This is a genomic window from Nocardia sp. BMG51109 (genome assembly GCF_000526215.1).
Lineage (GTDB): Bacteria > Actinomycetota > Actinomycetes > Mycobacteriales > Mycobacteriaceae > Nocardia.
Map to the genome: position 1 here is coordinate 4,385,393 of NZ_JAFQ01000004.1, position 19,084 is coordinate 4,404,476.

17 protein-coding genes and 1 tRNA gene are annotated in these 19,084 nt (G+C 69.3%); 10 read left to right on the forward strand and 8 right to left on the reverse strand.

What is annotated here, in order from left to right; genetic code table 11:
- The first annotated feature begins 3 nt into the window (after positions 1 to 3).
- Both pucL and D892_RS0121035 read left to right on the forward strand, forming a co-directional pair.
- A complete protein-coding gene (pucL, locus tag D892_RS0121030; RefSeq protein WP_024803135.1) occupies positions 4 to 909 on the forward strand; it encodes a factor-independent urate hydroxylase in 906 nt (301 codons plus the stop codon).
- A gap of 114 nt (positions 910 to 1,023) precedes the next feature.
- Positions 1,024 to 1,788 (forward strand): IclR family transcriptional regulator, encoded by a 765-nt coding sequence (locus D892_RS0121035; protein ID WP_369801763.1) that lies wholly within the window; start codon positions 1,024 to 1,026, stop codon positions 1,786 to 1,788.
- Positions 1,789 to 1,798: 10 nt separating this feature from the next.
- Here D892_RS0121035 and D892_RS0121040 read toward each other — a convergent pair whose 3' ends face one another.
- Positions 1,799 to 2,047 (reverse strand): hypothetical protein, encoded by a 249-nt coding sequence (locus D892_RS0121040; RefSeq protein WP_198036958.1) that lies wholly within the window; start codon positions 2,045 to 2,047, stop codon positions 1,799 to 1,801.
- A 436-nt stretch (positions 2,048 to 2,483) separates the two neighbouring features.
- Here D892_RS0121040 and D892_RS0121050 point away from each other — a divergent pair, with 436 nt between their 5' ends.
- Positions 2,484 to 3,911 carry a hypothetical protein gene (locus D892_RS0121050; protein WP_024803138.1) on the forward strand — a complete coding sequence of 476 codons (1,428 nt, stop codon included), beginning with the start codon at positions 2,484 to 2,486 and terminating at the stop codon, positions 3,909 to 3,911.
- Here D892_RS0121050 and D892_RS0121055 read toward each other — a convergent pair.
- Entirely contained in the window at positions 3,869 to 4,834 is a 966-nt protein-coding gene (locus D892_RS0121055) for an AraC family transcriptional regulator (protein ID WP_024803139.1), read from the reverse strand. The two genes, D892_RS0121050 and D892_RS0121055, sit on opposite strands and share 43 nt — an antisense overlap.
- Before the next feature lie 65 nt (positions 4,835 to 4,899).
- The gene (locus D892_RS0121060; protein WP_024803140.1) at positions 4,900 to 5,496 is read right to left on the reverse strand and encodes a helix-turn-helix domain-containing protein; all 597 of its coding nucleotides are present in this window, start codon (positions 5,494 to 5,496) and stop codon (positions 4,900 to 4,902) included.
- Between the two features lie 92 nt (positions 5,497 to 5,588).
- Between D892_RS0121060 and D892_RS0121065 the strand changes: the two genes are divergently transcribed.
- Positions 5,589 to 6,800 (forward strand): pyridoxal phosphate-dependent aminotransferase, encoded by a 1,212-nt coding sequence (locus tag D892_RS0121065; RefSeq protein ID WP_024803141.1) that lies wholly within the window; start codon positions 5,589 to 5,591, stop codon positions 6,798 to 6,800.
- Positions 6,801 to 6,880: 80 nt separating this feature from the next.
- Here D892_RS0121065 and D892_RS0121070 read toward each other — a convergent pair whose 3' ends face one another.
- Together D892_RS0121070 and D892_RS0121075 are read right to left on the reverse strand one after the other, a co-directional pair.
- Positions 6,881 to 8,269, reverse strand: coding sequence for a lipase family protein (locus D892_RS0121070; protein WP_084161158.1), 1,389 nt, complete (start codon positions 8,267 to 8,269; stop codon positions 6,881 to 6,883).
- 301 nt (positions 8,270 to 8,570) lie between these two features.
- Positions 8,571 to 8,646: transfer RNA gene (locus D892_RS0121075), tRNA-Gly, on the reverse strand.
- A gap of 406 nt (positions 8,647 to 9,052) precedes the next feature.
- Between D892_RS0121075 and ctaD the strand changes: the two genes are divergently transcribed.
- The gene (gene ctaD / locus D892_RS0121080; RefSeq protein ID WP_024803143.1) at positions 9,053 to 10,792 is read left to right on the forward strand and encodes a cytochrome c oxidase subunit I; all 1,740 of its coding nucleotides are present in this window, start codon (positions 9,053 to 9,055) and stop codon (positions 10,790 to 10,792) included.
- Positions 10,793 to 10,944: 152 nt separating this feature from the next.
- Here ctaD and D892_RS0121085 read toward each other — a convergent pair whose 3' ends face one another.
- Positions 10,945 to 11,388, reverse strand: coding sequence for a nuclear transport factor 2 family protein (locus D892_RS0121085; protein WP_024803144.1), 444 nt, complete (start codon positions 11,386 to 11,388; stop codon positions 10,945 to 10,947).
- A 213-nt stretch (positions 11,389 to 11,601) separates the two neighbouring features.
- On the opposite strand from D892_RS0121085, the gene D892_RS0121090 reads away from it, so the two are divergent.
- Positions 11,602 to 12,405: a hypothetical protein gene (locus D892_RS0121090; RefSeq protein ID WP_036567318.1), complete on the forward strand. Its 804-nt coding sequence runs from the start codon at positions 11,602 to 11,604 to the stop codon at positions 12,403 to 12,405.
- 130 nt (positions 12,406 to 12,535) lie between these two features.
- Positions 12,536 to 12,823, forward strand: coding sequence for a hypothetical protein (locus D892_RS0121095; protein ID WP_024803146.1), 288 nt, complete (start codon positions 12,536 to 12,538; stop codon positions 12,821 to 12,823).
- Between the two features lie 16 nt (positions 12,824 to 12,839).
- On the opposite strand, the gene D892_RS0121100 is transcribed toward D892_RS0121095, so the two are convergent.
- Positions 12,840 to 14,534, reverse strand: a complete 1,695-nt coding sequence (locus D892_RS0121100; RefSeq protein WP_198036959.1) for a serine/threonine-protein kinase — start codon at positions 14,532 to 14,534, stop codon at positions 12,840 to 12,842.
- A 212-nt stretch (positions 14,535 to 14,746) separates the two neighbouring features.
- Here D892_RS0121100 and D892_RS41740 point away from each other — a divergent pair, with 212 nt between their 5' ends.
- Together D892_RS41740 and D892_RS0121110 are read left to right on the forward strand one after the other, a co-directional pair.
- Positions 14,747 to 15,109, forward strand: coding sequence for a hypothetical protein (locus D892_RS41740; RefSeq protein ID WP_024803148.1), 363 nt, complete (start codon positions 14,747 to 14,749; stop codon positions 15,107 to 15,109).
- 330 nt (positions 15,110 to 15,439) lie between these two features.
- Complete coding sequence (locus D892_RS0121110; RefSeq protein WP_024803149.1) at positions 15,440 to 17,578, forward strand: catalase; 2,139 nt, start codon at positions 15,440 to 15,442, stop codon at positions 17,576 to 17,578.
- A gap of 232 nt (positions 17,579 to 17,810) precedes the next feature.
- Here the strand turns inward: D892_RS0121110 and D892_RS43875 are convergent, their stop codons facing one another.
- Positions 17,811 to 18,380, reverse strand: a complete 570-nt coding sequence (locus D892_RS43875) for a hypothetical protein (protein ID WP_156959616.1) — start codon at positions 18,378 to 18,380, stop codon at positions 17,811 to 17,813.
- A gap of 424 nt (positions 18,381 to 18,804) precedes the next feature.
- Between D892_RS43875 and D892_RS47810 the strand changes: the two genes are divergently transcribed.
- On the forward strand, positions 18,805 to 18,981 hold the full coding sequence (locus tag D892_RS47810) for a hypothetical protein (protein ID WP_198036960.1): 177 nt from the start codon (positions 18,805 to 18,807) through the stop codon (positions 18,979 to 18,981).
- Positions 18,982 to 19,084 lie beyond the last annotated feature (103 nt).

Here is a 19,084-nt window from a genome sequence, read left to right on the forward strand (position 1 = left end):
TCCATGGCCATCCAGCTCGGGCCCAACCAGTACGGCAAGGCCGAGAACCGCCTGGTGCGGGTCCACCGCGACTCCGCGCGCCACCACATCCGCGATCTCAACGTCTCCACCGCGCTGCGCGGCCGGTTCGCCGACGCCCACGTCACGGGCGACCAGAAGGACATCCTCCCCACCGATTCGCAGAAGAACACGATCTTCGCCTTCGCCGAGGAGAAGGGTGTGGCGGCGATCGAGGACTTCGGCCTCACCCTCGCCGACCACTTCATCGCCCGCTGCCCGGGCGCCGACGGTGCGCGCATCGAGATCGACGAATACGCCTGGGACCGCATCCCGGTCGACGGCCGGGGGCACGACCATTCCTTCGTGCAGCGTGGCGGGGGCGTGCGCACCACGGTGATCAACGTGGACGGTGCCGGCCCGGACCGGCGCGCGCACGTGGTCTCCGGTATCCGGGATCTGGTGTTGCTGAAGACGACCGGCTCGGAGTTCCACGGCTTCTTCAAGGACGAATACACGACGCTGGAGGAGACCACCGATCGGGTCATGGCCACATCCCTGATCGCCCGGTGGCGCTACGACCATACCGACGTCGACTGGGACGAGACCTACGACTCGATTCGCTCGATCCTGTTGAGCCGGTTCGCTTCCGTGCATTCCTACGCGCTGCAGCAGACGCTCTACAGCATGGGGCACGCGGTGCTGGAGCAGCATCGTGAGGTGGCCGAGATCCGGTTCTCGGCGCCGAACAAGCACCACTTCCGGTACGACCTGGATCGTTTCGGCATCGACAACCCCGGCGAGGTGTTCATCGCCGCCGATCGCCCGTACGGCCTGATCGAGGCCACGGTCGAGCGCGACGACGCGACCGATCCGGGCGCGGCGTGGCACGGGATCCCCGGCTTCTGCTAGTTCGCGGCGGCCGGACGGGCCGTGATACGTTCCGGCGTCGTATTGCCAAGTTTCGTAAGGCGGAAGCCGGCTGCGAAAATGGTGGGCGTGCCCACCCACGAGGGAAGGATCGCCGTGACCGAAGCCCGTCCGCGGACCGGCGGGGTGCAGTCCGTCGATCGTGCCTTCGAACTGTTGGAGCTGGTGGCCGACGCGGGCGGCGAGACGACGCTGTCGCATCTCGCCGAGGCGTCCGGCCTGCCGCAGCCGACCATTCACCGGCTGCTGCGCACCCTGATCGTGGGCGGCTACATCCGTCAGCAGCCGTCCCGGCGATACTCGTTGGGCCCCAGGCTGATTCGGCTCGGTGAGTCGGCCGGCCGGGTGCTCGGCGCCTCGGCCCGCCCGCATCTGACCCGGCTGCGCGACCTGACCGGGGAGACCACCAATATGGCGGTGCTCGACGGGGATCAGGTCGTCTACGTCGCCCAGGTGCCCTCACCGCATGCCATGCGCATGTTCACCGAGGTGGGGCAGCGGGTCGACCTGCACTGCACGGCCGTCGGCAAGGCGGTGCTGGCCACGCTCGCCCCGGAGGAGACCGATCGCGTCCTGGCCCGGATCACCATGAGCCCCCGCACCGCGCACACCATCACCGACCCGGACGTGATGCGCACCGAGATCGACCGCATCCGCATCCAGGGCTACGCGCAGGACGACGGCGAGCAGGAGGTCGGCGTCCGCTGTTTCGCGGTCGCGATCCCCGACGCCCCGGCCCGGGCCGCCATCTCGATATCGGGTCCGCAGGCCCGGGTTTCGGGACTGGACATGGATACCGTCATTCCGCTGCTGCGGGAGACCGCGGCCGATCTGGGCCGGGATCTGGTGGCGCGGAGCTGATCCGGCGACCTCACCGGGGTGTGGGCCGATCGCCGGGCCGCCGGGTGCATGCCAGCCAGAACTCGCGCCGGATCGCGTTCCACAGCGGCTCCCACTCGGGCCGCCGCACGCGCGCCTCGGCGAGGTCGGTGCCGGGCTCGAATGTCACCTCCGCACCGGTCTCGGCGTCACGAGACAGGTTGTGCACCTCGAGGATTTCGATCTGCCGGCGATCCAGGCGCCACGTCGCGCGAAGACCTTCGATCTCGGTGTGACGCACCTCCATGCCGGACCCGGCCGTCAGTCGCTCGCGAGCGGGCGTTCGGTGATCGGGCGGGTGCCTGCCTCCGGGCCGGCCGGCGTGCCCACGACCGCCTGCGAGGGAATCTCATCGATCATGTCGTCGTACATTCCGGACGCTCCCTTCTTCTGTATCGCGCTTCTCCTGTCTCGCGCCGTGAGCACCCGCCGCCGGGGAGCTGCTGCCATCGCGCGGGCGTCACACGGGTCGGGCCCGGGCGATGTGCCGGATGTCCGGCATCGACCCGGCAGCGGGGCTGCGCAACAGTTTCCGGAGCCGGGCCGCCGGGCGGAACGCCCGATTGCGGTCACATTTGGGGGAGAGTTCGGGGAAGATTGCCGGATCCTGCGGTACGGCGCGGCCTGAGCTGCGATGATTCCGCGAAGAATGCGCGGGCCATCGGAATGGCGGGGACATGCGAGAACCGAACGACCAGCTCAACTACGCACGGAACCGGATCCGCTCCTCGACGAGCGGGCACCCGCTGACCCGCGCCGAACTGGCGGAGTCGGTGAACGCCTGGGTGTTCCGGGAGCGCCGACGGTCGGTCCAGTTGTGCGGCAACTACATCGGCAAGCTCGAGCGGGGTCTGGTCCGCTGGCCGGGTGACGACTGCCGGGCCGGGCTGCGCGCCGTACTCGGCATCGAGACCGATGCGGAACTCGGCTTCCGGCCGCCGAGTCGGGCCGGCGCCGAGCGGGGGACGGAGTGCGCCGCGCCGCCTGTGCCGCCCGCGCCGCCCGCGCCGATCGGGGGCGGCCTCGCCGAGGTGCGGCGGCGGACCTTTCTGGACGATATCCCCCTCGCCGGTGTGGGCGCGGCGCTGGGCGTCGAGGCGGCCCGCCACGGCCTGAATCAGGCTGTCGCCGAGGGGGAATCGGCCGATATCACCGACTGGTACGAGATCGTCCGGGAACATGCCGACTGCTACGGCATGGACACGTCCAGGCGCCTGCCCGAGATGCTGCTGCCCGACATCCTGATTCTCCAGCTCGCGCTGGCGCAGGCGCCCTGCGCCGACCGGCGCCGGGAGCTGTACAAGGTCGGCGCCCTGCTGAGCCAGTACATGGCGCAGGCGGTGGGTGATCTCGGACAGTTTCGGGAAGCCGCCCGCTGGTGGCGCACCGCCCGGTTCGCCGCCGATTCCTCGGGCGATCCGCACATCATGCTGTACATCCGCGGTCGTGCGGCGATCCGGGACATCTACGACGGCCGCCCACCCCTGTCGATCGTCGGCGCGATCGGCACGGCCGACGAGCTGATCGCCACCGGTCCGGTGGTCGGGCGGCCGGGCCTGCTCGCGGCGCGGGCGCAGTCGTACGCGTTGCTGGGCCGGGCGGCGGAGGCCGAGACCGCGCTGCGTGCCTTGCGCGATACCTTCGCCGGCCTGCCGCCGGATATGACGGCCGACCACGGCTGGCACTGCTGGGCGTATCCGGAGGAGCGGGTGCGGTTCGCCGAGAGTTTCGTCTATTCCCATCTCGGCGATATCGAGGCCGCCGACGCCGCGCAGCAGGCCGCGCTGCGGCTGTACCCGCCCGGTTTCCTGCGCGGGCCGACACAGATCGAACTGCAGCGCGCGCTGTGCCGGGTGCGCAGCGGCGACTGCGCCGAAGGAGCCCGCCATGCCACGGCCACCGTCGAGCGGTTGCCGGCCGAGGGGTATCGAACCCGCTTCGTCATGGGCCTCACCGAGCAGGTCTTCGACGCCATACCGCCGGAGGAGCGCGGGCGCACCGCCGTCACCGAACTGCGCGAACTGATCCGGTCGGCCGCGATCGACCGGCGGCGCACCGCGATTCAGCCGATCGCCGCCGGCCGGGTCGGTAGAGGCTCTGCGTAGCCCGACTTCTCGTCGCGCACGCGGTAGCGGTAGCGCAAGGGGGAGACGCCCACCTCCCGTTTGAACGCGGTGCTGAAGGCGCTCTCCGAGGCATATCCGAGATCGGCGGCCAGCATTCCGATGCGCACGTCGCCGCCGCGAAGAGCCCGCTGCGCCAGCAGCATTCGCCACCGGTTGAGGTAGGTCAGCGGGGGGATGCCCGACACCACACGGAAGCGTTCGGCGAACGAGGTCCGCGACATCGCCGCGGCACGTGCCAGTTCGTCGAGGCGCCAGGGTCTGCCCGGCTCGGTGTGCATCAGGGTGAGCGCCGGGCTCAGGCGTTCGTCGGTCAGCACCCGCAACCAGCCCGGCGGGAGTTCGGCCTGCTCGACGTAGGCCCGCAGCACCTCCAGCAGCAGGAGCTGGCCGTACTGCCGGACGGCGAACGCCGAGCCGATCCGGTTGCCGGTCACCTCGTCCAGCAGCCGGTCCAGGCTGCCGCGCACGTTCGCGGCCGTGGCGGCCGCCGCCCGGACGTGCGCGACCGGCGGCAGCGCCTGCAGCAGCAGCGCCCGGCCCACCGGGTTGAGGTCGATATAGCCGCCGATGAGCACGTCGGTGCCGTCGTCGGCCTCGGCGAGCCGGAGGAAGGGATCGCCGTCCTCGGGCACGACCTCGCGCGGCGGCTCGTCTCCGGTGCCGCCCCGCAGCTCCAGCCACGCGCGGTTGTTGAGGATCGCGACGTCGCCCGGTTCGAGCTCGATCGGGCCGTCGAGCCCGTCGGTGACCAGGCGGGCCCGGCCCCGCGCCATCGCCATGAACTTCAGCGGCACACCGATCGTCCCGCGCGACACCCACGGCCCCCGCACCGCGAACCCGCCCGACAGCAGGCCCCGGATCTCGATGAGGTCGAACGCCTCGGACAACTGATCTTCGATCACATCCGTACTATCGCGCAAGAGATCCGGCCCTGCAACCATTCGGAGTACGGCTGCCGGTTCTCGTCTCAGGATGGCGGGCAGGTGTCCGGTGGCGATATCCGAACACCCGGTGCCGTGTCGGTCAGGGTGCGGGCGCCGGTGGCTATGGCGGTGGCGGCGGGCAGGTCGAGGTGGATTTCGGGGGCGGGGGTGGGGGCCGGGCCGTCGTGGTGGGCGATTCCCGCTGCGGTGGCCGTGACGTGGAAGGTGGTGTCGCCGAGGTGGATCGTGGCCGTGTGGGTGCCGAGTTGTTCGGCGACGGCCCGGCCCAGCGGCGGCGCGAACCACAGGGCGCGGACGGCGTCGGTGGCCCGGCGCTCGCCCAGTAGCGGAGTTCCCCACTCGGACAACGCGTTCAGGACCGGGCGCAGGGCGTCGCCGCGCGGGGTCAGCGCATAGGTGCGCGGGCCGGTGCTGCCGCGCGTGACGATGCCGTCGCGCTCGAGGTCCTTCAGCCGGGCGGCGAGCATATCGGTGCTGATGCCGGGCAGATCGGCGAACAGATCGCTGTATCGGCGCGGGCCGGAACACAATTCGCGGACCACCAGCAGGCTCCAGCGGTCCCCGACGATATCGAGGGCGCGGCTGACGGAGCAGTAGTGGTCGTAGCTTCGGCGGGGCACGCACCCACTGTAGCGTCGAGCTTGGAAAATCCAAGTGCATACTTGGTAATTCCAAGTAGAGTGTCCGGCAACGGCACCGAGAAGGGATGTTCATGCAGGTCAAGCAGTCGAGCAAGCTGGCGGGAGTGTCCTACGAGATCCGCGGACCGGTGGCCGAGCACGCCGCGCGGCTCGAGGCCGAGGGGCATCACGTGGTGAAGCTCAATACCGGGAGCCCGGCGCTGTTCGGGTTCGAGCCGCCCGCGGCGCTGGTGCAGGACATCGTGCGGTCGCTGCCGGCCTCCAGCGGTTACTGTTCGTCGAAGGGGCTGTTGCCGCCGCGCCGGTCGGTGGTGCAGTACTACGAGACCCTCGGGGTCGCCGGCGTCGACGTCGAGGAGGTGTTCCTCGGCAACGGTGTCTCCGAGCTGATCATGATGGCGATGACGGCGCTGCTGGAGAACGGCGACGAAGTCCTCGTTCCCGCACCGGATTTCCCGCTGTGGACCGGTTCGGTCGCCCTCAACGGCGGCCACGCGGTGCACTACCTGTGCGACGAGCAATCCGACTGGTACCCCGATCTGGCCGACCTCGAGTCCAAGATCACCGACCGGACCCGGGCGCTGGTGATCATCAATCCGAACAACCCGACCGGGGCGGTGTATCCGCCGGAGGTGCTCGGCCAGCTGGTCGAGATCGCTCGCCGGCATCAGCTGATCGTCCTCGCCGATGAGATCTACGACAAGATCCGCTACGACGGCTCGGCGCACACGGCGGTCGCCTCGCTCGCCCCGGATCTGTTGTGCCTGACATTTTCCGGGTTGTCGAAGACCTACCGGTGCGCGGGATTCCGTTCCGGGTGGCTGGTCGTGTCGGGTGCCACCCAGCACGCCGGCAACTACCTGGAGGGCCTGACCATGCTCGCCGGCATGCGGTTGTGCGCGAATGTCCCCGGGCAGCAGGCGATTCAGGCCGCGCTCGGCGGGCACCAGAGCATCTTCGAGCTCACCGCGCCCGGCGGGCGGCTGCGCGAACAGCGGGACCGGGCGTGGGAGGCGCTCAACGCGATCCCCGGGGTCTCGTGCGTGCGACCCCAGGGCGCGCTGTACGCCTTCCCGCGCATCGACCGCAGCGTGTACCCGATCCGCGACGACGAGCGGTTCGTCCTGGACCTGTTGCTACAGGAGAAGATTCACATCGTGCAGGGCACCGGCTTCAACTGGCCGCACCCCGACCACTTCCGCATCCTCACCTTGCCGCACGCCGACGACCTGGAAGCGATCATCGAACGCATCGGACGATTCCTGGCCACCTACCGGCAGTGAGCCCGGCGTGCGGGACTCTTGCCGGAACCCCCTGTCTCCCAGGGCGTTAGGGCCGTGCCGAGGGGAAGGGTTCGCGAACCTCATCGTGGGGGAGAAGCCGGGGGTTGCTGCGGGGCCGCGGGGCATTCGGTCGGGGCCGAGACGCCGCGCAGGCGCGCATCGAGCCAGTCGACCACTTCCGGGAATCCGGCGAGCGCGCCGAGCAGGTGCTCGCCGGGCTCGGGGCGGAATACGGCCGGAACGCCGCGTGCGCATTGCTGCCGGTACAGCTCCCGGGGTCCTTCGATGGGGAGCCAGAAGTCGTGTGCGCCATGGTAGATGAGCAGCGGCGCTCCCGCGGTCCGGTCCCTCAGGTCGGCCTGCCGGAGCACCCGGTCGGCGGCCGGGCTGTCGAGTGGGTCGGCGGTGTTCGTGGCGATCTCGATCGGGATTCCGATCACGCCGAGCGGCCCGTTGGTGTCGCCGCAGGTGTCCTTCACCGGCGAGGCCGCCACCCACTGCGCGAGATGGTTCATGGTCGCGAGCAGTTCCGGATGCTCTCGTGCCATCGCCAGCGACACGGCCAGCAGGATTCCGGACGCTATATTGCCGTTGAACTTGTGCGCCAGCGCACGGTAGTCGGTGACGAGCCCGCCCGCGGCCGCCCCGGCCAGCACACCGCTCAGTTCGGGTGCGTAGTCGCCGAGCAGCATGGCCGTCGCATACGAGGCGATCGCCCCGCCCGAATATCCGGTGACGGCGAATCGGCTGTCCGCGAACTCGGCCGGGGACACCGCCCGCACGGCGCGGATGGCGTCGAGCACCACGTGGCCCGCCACGGCCGGTTCGGCGTACGACATCCACGGGCCCTCGTGGTCCGGGACCAGCACCGCATAGCCCCGGCTCAGGCCCCACCAGGTCGTCGGCGGGAACAGGTCGCCGGTGTTGAACTTGTCGTGAATGCCGTGTGCCAGAGCGTAACTCGGCGTGCAGCGCGCGCCGAGCGCGTTGATCGGCAGTGCGTTCGTGAGCACCGGCCGGCCGCCCGGGCCGGTCCAGGCCGCCGCCGGAATCACCAATGTGGCTGTGCCGAAGGACGGTACGCCCGATGCCGCGGTCGTCCGGAACTTCAGCAGCAGGGCGCGCCGGATCGGCACGACCGCCAGTGGCGCGGTCGTCGCCGTCACGTCGCGCCACTCGACGAGATCGCCGGGTGCGAGCCGATCGAGACCGGCCGGCCACGCGTCGAAGGCGGGATCACCCGTCGGCAGCGGCAGGACGCCGCGCCACACGGCCGCAAGTTCGGGCGGGAGGTCGGCGGTGGGTGGCGACGGTGCCGCCGGAAACGGCAGTGCCGGAACGGTTCTGTCGATCCACCGCTGAAACTCGGAGGGAGCCGGAGCGCTCGGCGGCGCCGGCGGCCCGCCGAATGTCTCGTCGTCGGCCCGAGCCCACGGCTGCCCGAACGACAGACAGCCGACCAACGCCATAATCACTACTGCGCGTATCGATCTCACGGCATTCCCCCAGGGATTCGGATCGACGGATTCGGATCGACCATGCCCGACTTACCGGAAGTATCCGCCACCGCCCGCCGATCCGATAGTGCGGGAAGAACATCTACGTCGGCCCACAACCCCGCGATCGCCGGGATTGTGGTCGCCGCCAATTCTCCGGCCCCGCTGGGAATCTCGCGTCCGAGAAGCGGACGTCCGCAGCCGGCGATGACGGCGGGGCGTTGATGCGGGGCCGTCAGAGCGGGCACCTGCGGCGGTGCGGTGCTGAAGGGAGTGGAGCGGATGACGGGATTCGAACCCGCGACCCTCACCTTGGCAAGGTGATGCGCTACCAGCTGCGCTACATCCGCGTGCCTTGCGGCGACGGGTTTCCACGATAGTCGATCGCGGGGTGGATCGGCGAATCGCCTGGTGACGGGGATAGGGGGCGCGCAGCGAGCGCACAGCGTGGACAGACGGCGGCCCCAGTTCACGGCCCGACGATGGATCGTGACACGAGAGGCCCGATTAGACCACCATCGAGGCGCCCGCGCCGCGGGATACGCCCGTACCACCGAGTCCGCCGGCCGGGCGGGCGCACGGCCCCGCCCGATTCCACGCAGGCCCCGTGTCCCACCGGACACGGGGTCTGCGGCAGTGTGGAGATCCGTTAGCTGCAAGTATGCTGCTTGCGTTCGGTTGTGCGCGTCATTCATGGGTTTCCGGTGCCGGTTCCGTTGGTACGGACGAGTTGCGAGAACGACCTAGGAGGATGTGGTGACTGCTGTATCTCCGAAACCGGAGGATCGGCTCGAGGCCGTGCGGCCTTATCCGGCGCGGTCCGAGTCGAAGGGGTCGTTCCTGTTCAAGGCGGTCACCACCACCGATCCCAAGCTGCTCGGGCAGATGTACATGTTCACGGCCATGTCCTTTTTCATGATCGGTGGCGTGATGGCGCTGCTGATGCGTGGTGAGCTGGCGCGGCCGGGTCTGCAGTTCCTGTCGCCGGAGCAGTTCAATCAGCTGTTCACGATGCACGGCACGATCATGTTGCTGTTCTATGCGACCGCGATCGTGTTCGGTTTCGCGAATGTCGTGCTGCCGTTGCAGATCGGTGCGCCGGACGTCGCGTTCCCGCGGTTGAACGCGTTCAGCTATTGGCTCTATCTGTTCGGCGCGACGATGGCCACCGCCGGCTTCCTCACCCCCGGTGGCGCCGCCGATTTCGGCTGGACGGCCTACACCCCGCTGTCGGATATCGTGCATGCGCCGGGTGTGGGTGCGGACTTGTGGATCATGGGCCTGGCCGTCTCGGGTCTGGGCACCATCCTCGGCGGCGTCAACATGATCACGACGGTGGTCTGCCTGCGGTGCCCGGGGATGACGCTGTTCCGGATGCCGATCTTCACCTGGAACATCCTCGTCACCAGTGTTCTTATCCTGCTGGCGTTCCCGATTCTGACGGCCGCGCTGATGGCGCTGGCCTACGACCGGCACCTGGGCGGGCACATCTACGACCCCGCGAACGGCGGAGCGATCCTGTATCAGCACCTGTTCTGGTATTTCGGGCATCCGGAGGTGTACATCATCGCGCTGCCGTTCTTCGGCATCGTGTCGGACATCTTCCCGGTGTTCAGCCGCAAGCCGATCTTCGGCTATACCGCACTGGTCTACGCGACGTTCGCCATCGCGGCCCTCTCGGTCGCGGTGTGGGCGCACCACATGTTCGCCACCGGTGCGGTGCTGTTGCCGTTCTTCTCGTTCATGACCTTCCTGATCGCGGTGCCGACGGGGGTGAAGTTCTTCAACTGGATCGGCACCATGTGGAAGGGGCAGTTGACGTTCGAGACACCGATGCTGTTCTCGGTCGGATTCATCGTGACCTTCCTGTTCGGCGGCCTGTCGGGGGTGATCCTGGCGAGCCCGCCGTTGGATTTCCATGTGTCCGACAGCTATTTCGTCGTCGCGCACTTCCACTACGTGCTGTTCGGGACGATCGCGTTCGCCACCTACGCGGGCATCTACTTCTGGTTCCCGAAGATGACCGGCCGCATGCTCGACGAGCGGCTCGGAAAATGGCACTTCTGGACCACGTTCATCGGCTTCCACACGACGTTTCTCGTGCAGCACTGGGTCGGTGCCGAGGGGATGCCGCGCCGGTACGCCGACTACCTGGATATCGACAACTTCACGCTGCTGAACACGATCTCGACGATCGGCGCCTTCATCCTGGGCGCCTCGGTGCTGCCGTTCGTGTGGAACGTGTTCAAGAGCCACCGGTTCGGCGAGGTGGTGACCGTGGACGACCCGTGGGGCTACGGAAGTTCGCTGGAGTGGGCGACGTCGTGCCCGCCGCCGCGGCACAACTTCTACGAGTTGCCGCGGATCCGGTCGGAGCGTCCGGCGTTCGAACTGCACTACCCGCACATGGTGGACCGCATGCGCGCCGAATCGCACGTCGGATTCGGCCGCAACTCGCACGCCGAGGTCACCGAAAACCTGGCCGCGTCGAAGTAGGATCCCGCACGGACTTGGTGCCGGTGGAAATAGACCTGCACCACGTTCGTGCCCTCGAGGCGACCAAGGCTCTGTGTCCTGTTGGGGCACAGAGTCTGTCGCTCAGCCCATCGCCCGTATCACCCCATCGCCTGTATCACCCATCGCCCGAATCAGGGTCCGACCGCCGATGAGCCGACGAAGGCGTAGCTCTTCTCCTGCTCGCGCCGCGCGATGCGCCAGCGGCCGTCGACACGCCGGAGGTCGTCGACGTACCACAGGCCGTACTGCATCAGCGTCTGCCGTCCCTCCTGGTCCGCGACCACCATCGGGTTGTGGCACATGGTCCGCACGGCCGCCGTATCGCCGTCGACGGTGATCGACCAATTGCTGAGGAAGTGCTGGTGTGCCACGAAATTCGGCAGCACCTGCGCCAGGAACTCCTTGAGCCCGGCCAGTCCGCCCGTGGGGGCGCCCGTCGCGGAGAAGTCGATGTGCGCGTCGGGCGTGAAGAGATCGTCGAGCAGGTCCCACTGGTGCGTGTCGACCGCGTGTGCGTACCGCACCGTGAGGTCCTGGATCTCCAGCCGATCCGACATTTCCTGCAGTGCCAACATCTTCGCCTCCTCGTTCCGTGTGCTGGGCATCTTGCCAGCCCGGCCCGGGTTCGGGCGACAGCCGGTTGCCGACGCCGGCCGTCAGGGCAGGAACTTCGTGAGCTGCGGTAGCGCCTCGGCGGGGCAATTCGGCACGATTCCGGGATCGGTCCCGGAGATCGCTGCCAGGATCGACGGGACGGTAACCGGACCGCAGACGGATAGGTGATTCGAATGTGTCGGACCTTGGAACCGGTGGACGGGCAGCGCCTGCCCGCCTCGCACGACAGCCTCGCCCGGGGCGTGGCCGCGCCGGTCGCGGGGACGGTGTCGGCGCTGTCGCTCGTCGGCGGTGTCACCTTCCGTCCCAAGGATGGCCGCAAGGTGATCTTCGGCCGCAATCGGCCGCTGGTGCACGTGTGCATCGGGGAGAACGACGTGCGGATCAGCCGGCACCAGGGCACGCTCGTGTGCGGCGACAACCGGTGGTGGGTGCACAATCTGGGGGCGCAGCCGATCCGGATCGCCGAGTCGTGCCTGCTTTTCCGGGAGGAGGAGCCGGTTCCGCTCGACGACGGATACACGCCGCTGTTCATCCGCGGGTCGGACCGGCGCGAACACCTGCTGGAGGTCTTCGTCACCGCCTCCGGGCTGAGCGAGCCCGGTCCTCGGCACCGGCATCTGACCAGTCCCGTTGCGTCGCACGACCTCAGCGATACCGAGCGGCTGGTGCTGGTCGTGCTGGGGCAGCGGTATCTGCGGCACGAGTCCACGCCGCAACCGTGGACGTGGGACGCCACCGCGAAACTTCTCGCCGAGATCCAGCCGGACGCCGGGTGGAAACGGCGGCGGGTCGAAGAACTCGTGGGCGCCGTCCGGCTGCGGCTGCACCGCCTCGGCGTCGCCGGGCTGGTCGCGGAGGAGGTTCCGCAGCCGATCGGTAATATGTTGAACCACAATCTGATTCAGGAACTCATGCTGTCGGGAACCTTGGTGCCGCGCGACCTGTTCCTGATCGAGCTCGGCGGCGAGAGCTGATATCGGGACCGGTCCCGCGGCCGGATGGCTAACCTGGCCGCGCCGGACGCACCGATCGCACGGCGTCGACGTGGGATCGGAATTCCGGTGCACTCCAACGCTATTCAGTGAATCGGAAGGAACAGACGCCATGTCTCGCCGCACCGTCTCCCTCGGCCGCGTGATCGCGATCTCGGTCTTCGCCGTCGCGGCCTGCTCCGCATCGTTCCAGGCCGCCTCGGCGCAGCCCGGCATCGCATTCGGAACTGGCACCGCCGCAACGCAATACAACCCGTGCGGGTCGAACAGCTACGGCTGTTACCAGCCCTACGGCGCGTGCGACAGCTATCAGCCCGGATGCGCCGGAGCGCAGGACCCCGGCTACAAGCCCTACGACTACGAACAGAACAAGCCGTACTACAGCGGGTCCTACCGGTAGAACCGGCCCGCGGCTCTCATCCGGTCAGGTCGGCCGCGACCGTGGTCGCGAGATCGGTGACGGTGGCGCAGCGCTCCGCGGTCGTCGGCGCCCCCGAATACTGGATCACGACGACCTCGGCGCGGTCACCGCCGGATGTGCCGCGGAAGCGGCGGTACTCGATCTGCACCACGCAGCTGTTCTGATCGGTGGGGCCGCTCCGGCGGAAGGCGGGCAGGCCGGCGAGCGTCAGCGGCTGCCCGTCGGCCGCGGTCTTCAGCGAGTCGCGGTCGTAGCGCACGGTCACGTGCCCCTCGATGGTGCTGTTCCAGCGGCACGACCAGTTGCCGAACCCGACGACCGGATGGACGGCGTCGATGCCCGCCACCTTGCCGAGTGCCGAGGCGTCCAGCAGCCCGCAGGCGTCGTGCCGGGCCAGGGAAGCCGCCGGAAAGGGCGCCGAGCGGCGCGGTATCGCACTGCGCCACACCATGTCTCGTGCATGGATCACCGATGCGTCGGCGATCGCGCACGGGTCCGGCCCGGCCTCGGCCAGCCGCTCGCCGGTGATCTCGATATTCCCGCCGCTCGAAACCACCAGGGTGCGAATGCATCTGGTGCCGCTGGGCGGCTCCGACACGATCGTGACGTTCCCGGACCGGACGAGCGACAGCTGCGAGGTCTGTTCGGGGGCGTCGGCCTTCAGGATCAGCCGGACCCGGCCGACGTCGGGGTGGAAATCGTCTCCCCACATCCGCACGCGCAGGTCGCAGGTGTCGAAATTGGCCTCGTCGGTGGTCAGATCGATCCGGCCGAACTCGGCCAGCGCGGCCGGATCCAGCAGCGCGCACGGATCGGCCGTGCGCCGGTCGCCCAGCGTATCCGTCGCCGCGGTCACCGGTATGGCCACACCTGCCGCGACGCTCAGCGCGACGGCGGTGATCTCCGCGACGCCGATCGCCACCCGCCGCAGCACCACGCGATTCCATTCTCGCGCAGGCCGTTCCAGGCGAGCGAAGCGCGCCGCGGCGGTTGCGGCGGCGGGGCGGTGGTTCGGCCCGGGTTGCATCAGCTGGGTCAGCAGCTCGTCGAGCTGACCGGTGCGGCGGCGGCGCCGGGTCACGGCCTGCAGCGACGCCGCGAGCGCGTAGACGTCCACCTGGGGACCGGCCGTCTCGCCCCGTTCGATCTCGGGCGCCTGATACTGCCACTTCCCGCGCGCCGCATCGACTCTCGGACGTTCTCCGGTGGGAGCGTTGCGCAGGTCCAGGGAACTGCCGAAGTCGGTCAGCAGGGCGTCGCCCTCGTCGGTGACGATGATGTTCTCGGGGGAGACGTCGCAGTGCAGGATCCCGTGATCGTGGCAGTGCGCCAACGCGCTCGCGATCTGCTCGCCGACGGCCGCGGCGCGCAGCGGGTCGAGTTTGCGGTCGCTGCGCGCGATTTCGGCGAGCGAGCGGCCCGGCACGTACTCCATGACCAGCCAGCACACGCCGTCGTCGACCAGGATGTCGTGCACGCCGGCGACGTGCGGGTGGCGAAGGCGGGCCGCGTTGCGTGCCGCGGTCCGCAACCGCTCCGCGCTGTCGGAGTCGTCCGGGCGCGGGCATTTCAGCACCACGTCGCGGCCCAGATCCTCGTCCGTGGCCCGCCAGACCATCCCCTCGCCGCCGAGCATGAACAACGCCCGCAGCGTGTACCGGCCCGCGATGATGTCCCCGACGCTCGTCATGAGCCCGCTCTCGTAGTCCGAACCCCACATTCAGCGAGCGAAGTTTAAACGTTCAACGCGGGCAGCGCGCCGGCTTCTGCCTGCGAACCGGCCGGTAGGACTCGTCGGCCCGCGTCGCACGGGGCGCCCGCCGGCCGCTGTGACAGACTGTCTCAGACAAGCGGGGCGGCCCCGGCCGCCGCCGCAACCCGGACCGACCGACAGGAGTGACCATGGGCCGCAGCAGGAGGAAGCGCCGGGCGAGCCAGGCGCTGGTCGAGGGCAAGACGCCGAAGAACCCGGTGGTCATCGACGCCCGCACCCCGGACAGCGTCCCCGCCCGCCTGTTCGGCCTCGGCCTGGCCGGCACCGGTGCCGCGCACTTCACCGCCCCGCAGCTCTTCGATACGATCACCGGTGTCGCCTTCCCGCGGCACACCCGGCAGTGGACCTACCGCAACGGCGGCACCGAACTGCTGCTCGGACTCGCGATCACCTTCCGCCGCACCCGCGTACTCGGCGCCGTCGGCCTGCTCGCCTACGTCGGCTTCCTGGGCAGCCGCTTCGCCGGCGGGAAGCCGGGCGAGCGCTCCTGACGGCATCCGGTCAGGAGTTCCGGCCCGAGTAGCCCGGAGCGGGGCCGGTCCGGCGGCAGGACGGCGGGGAGGCCCGCGCGGGCTCTCGCGCAGCGGCCCCGTCTCCTGCGATATCGCCGAAACCTTTGCCAGACGGTCGAATCCGCTCGAGCAGAACTCGCCCACAGCCCGGCCGCAGGGGCAATCGGTCCACGTGCCGGTCCCGCGGGCGCCGTCGGCCTCGGACGTGCCTGCGCATGTCGTGGCGGAGACGACCGGGAGAGCGCGGATGTTTACGCACCGTCGCACCGGGCAGCCGCGCAGCGGGGGCACTCTACCGAGGAGGCGACCGTGGGCGGATCATCCGAGGACGGCCGACCGGGCCGGGATGTTGAGCACGAGCAGGACGTGAAGGACGAGCAGCTCGACGGGTACCGGGTGGATCGGCGGCAGGGAAAGCTGACCACCCAGCAGGGCGTGCGGGTCGACAACACCGACGATGCGGTGAAGGTCGGCGAGCGCGGTCCGACCCTGCTGGAGGACTTCCACGCTCGGGAGAAGATCACACACTTCGATCACGAGCGCATTCCGGAGCGGGTGGTGCACGCGCGCGGCGCGGGCGCATACGGGTACTTCCAGCCCTACGACGATTCGATGGCCGATTTCACCGTGGCCGAGTTCCTCGCCCGGCCCGAGGTCCGCACCCCCGTGTTCGTCCGGTTCTCGACGGTGGCGGGTTCGCGCGGTTCGGCCGACACGGTGCGCGACGTGCGCGGTTTCGCGACGAAATTCTATACCGCACAGGGCAATTACGACCTCGTCGGCAACAACTTCCCGGTGTTCTTCATCCAGGACGGGATCAAGTTCCCCGACTTCGTGCACGCGGTGAAACCCGAGCCGCACAACGAGATTCCGCAGGCCGCCTCCGCACACGACACGCTGTGGGACTTCGTATCGCTGCAGCCGGAGACGCTGCACGCCATCATGTGGCTGATGTCGGACCGGGCGCTGCCGCGCAGCTACCGCATGATGCAGGGCTTCGGCGTGCATACCTTCCGGCTCGTGAATGCCGCGGGCGCGAGCACTTTCGTCAAGTTCCACTGGACGCCCAAGCTCGGCACGCATTCACTGCTGTGGGACGAGTGTCAGCAGATCGCGGGCCGGGACGCGGATTTCCACCGCCGCGACCTGTGGGACATGATCGAGGCCGGACAGTATCCGGAGTGGGAACTGGGCGTTCAGCTGGTTCCCGAGGAGCACGAGCACGACTTCGATTTCGACCTGCTGGACCCGACGAAGATCATCCCCGAGGAGCAGGTCGAGGTGCTGCCGGTCGGCCGGATGGTGCTCGATCGCAACCCGGACAACTTCTTCGCCGAGACCGAGCAGGTCGCCTTTCATACCGCGAACGTGGTGCCGGGCATCGACTTCACCGACGATCCGCTGCTGCAGCTGCGCAACTTCTCCTACCTCGATACCCAGCTGATCCGGTTGGGCGGGCCCAACTTCGCGCAATTGCCGATCAATCGGCCCCTCGCCGACGTCCGCAACCATCAGCAGGACGGCTACGGGCAGCACGCGATCCCGCAGGGCCGCGCGAGCTATACGGAGAACTCGCTGGGCGGCGGGTGCCCGGCCCTGAGCGCAGACGGCTTCCGGCACCATCCGGAGTCGCTGTCGGGAACGGCCATGCGCAAGCGCGCCGACAGTTTTCGCGACCACTACCGGCAGCCCCGGATGTTCTGGCGCAGCATGTCCGCACACGAGGCCGAGCACATCGTCTCGGCGTTCGCCTTCGAACTCGGCAAGGTCGACACCCTCGGCATCCGCCGGCGTGTCGTCGATCAGTTGACGTTGATCGACGCGGATCTGGCCACCCGGGTCGCGGGCGAGCTGGGCCTGCCCGCCCCCGCGGAGCACCGAGACCTCGGCGACGCGTTCGTCTCCCCGGCCCTGTCGCAGACGACTACCGAGCTGGGCACGATCGAGACCCGCCGGATAGCGATCCTGGTCGACGACGGGGTGGACGCCGCGGGCATCGGGCGGTTGCGCGAACTGCTGGGCGCCCGCGGGGCCATTGCCGAAACCGTGGGGCCACATGGTGGTTCGGTACAGGGCGAGGACGGCAGCGACCTGGCGGTGGACCGCACGATCCTCACCACCGCATCGGTTCTCTACGACGCCGTCCTGGTACCCGGCGGGAACAAGTCGGCGAATACCCTGGGCTACAACGGTTCCGCCATCCACTTCCTGCTGGAGGCGTACAAGCACGCCAAGCCGATCGCCGCCTTCGGCTCCGGCGCCACGGTGCTGCGCATCGCCGGCATCGGCCCCGACACCCCGGCGGAACCGGGCGTCCGCGAGAGCAACGGCGTGGTCGTCACCGACAGCGGCGGAGCGGATCTCGCCGAGCGGTTCGTCGCCGAGTTCGCCGCCGCGCTGGCCGGTCACCGGGTGTGGGGCCGGGTGGCCTCGACCGTTCCGGCGTGAGCGCCCGACGGTTCCGGCCCGTCGGCCGTTCCGGTCCGAGGGCGCCCGTTGGCCGCTCCGGTCCGAGGGCTCAGGTCCGGCGTAGTTCGAACATGGGCAGAGTTCGACGGGCAGAGTTCGACCAAGGGCAGTTTCGGCGCCGGCGATGATGGTTTCGCCGAGGGGCGCGCTCCGGTGCCGAGGGGCGTGCTCCGGTGCGGGCTCGATCCGAACCGTGCGGTCGCGGCGGCGATCAGTGGTGTCCGGGGCTGAACTGGCGCCATTCGGTATCCAGCAAGCGGGTCTGGTGCCGGAGCAGGATGCGGTCGGCCGCGGCGCAGATGCCGGACCCGAGCAGAGCCGTCGCCGTGATCATTCCGGCGGCGGCGCCGAATCCGGCGACCGCGGCGGCACCGGGCCACACCGGCGGTTCGGTGGGGTAGCCGTGGGTGTCGAGCCACAGCGGAACCTGGTCGCCGCGGGAGGCCGTGGCCGGGATCGGCACGGTGGCCTCGCCGCCGCGGCCGCCGTGGTCCCATCGCACCCGGGCCTGGGTGCCGCGGTCGGTCCGCACCGGCGCCGGGTCGTCGATCACGGTCGCGGTGGTCCGGACCTTGGTGGCCCGCTCGAAGCGGATCCGTTCGGAGTGGTCGCCGTACACGGCGGTGCCGATCGCGCCGGCCAGCGGGATCGCCAGCAGGCACGCCAGCACCGCGAGCACGCGGAGGACGGCCAGGGCGCGGTCCGCGGGCCGCATCAGCGGGTTGGCGCTCCAGGGCGCGGTCCGCAGCATGCGGACGCCGATCGAGGGATAGTCCGACACCTCGATCACCTCTCCCGTTGTCGTCGTGGGGCGGGATTCTCGTCGTCCGCTTCGGTGATACCCCGCTCGGCGGCGGTAATTCCACCGCGGACACGTTCGGTGATCGGGATTCGGTGTCGCGGGGCGCCGTCCCGCAACCCCGGGACCCGAGAAGCCGGAACTGGAGGATGAGGCCCGAGGGAACACGGTTCGACCTCGGGCCTCATCGGACTGCAGTACAGCAAGTGACCAGCGGCTTGGGCTACCGCGGATCACCCGGTGGAGAATCCCCGGGGCACCCGGGGACGGTCGCCAGTTTATCGGCGGCCGACCGGAGCGAGGGATATTTCCGATCAGTAGCAACTGATCCGTTATCTCAGACCAATTGGTCGGTAATTGGATTTCCCGTCCGGTGCGGTGCCGAACCGCTCGGATACGGTACGAGGTGTTCGACACGCGCGAGAACGTGTTGGTGGCGGCAGCGGGCGGCGTGAGCGATCGGAGGGAGCGGCATCGCCGCGAACGGCGCTATGCGTGGGCGACCTTGGTGGAGATGGCCGTCCCGGATCGGCGGGCCGGGTACCCGGATCCGCGGCGGGACGGCGCTGGTGAGCAGCGCTGATCGGCACCGTCAACGGCGTTGCGCACGAGTGGCTGCTGATGGATCCGCGGCCGCCGGCGGGCGAGCTGGTGGACCTGCTGGTACCGGTCGCGCCGGCGCTGAT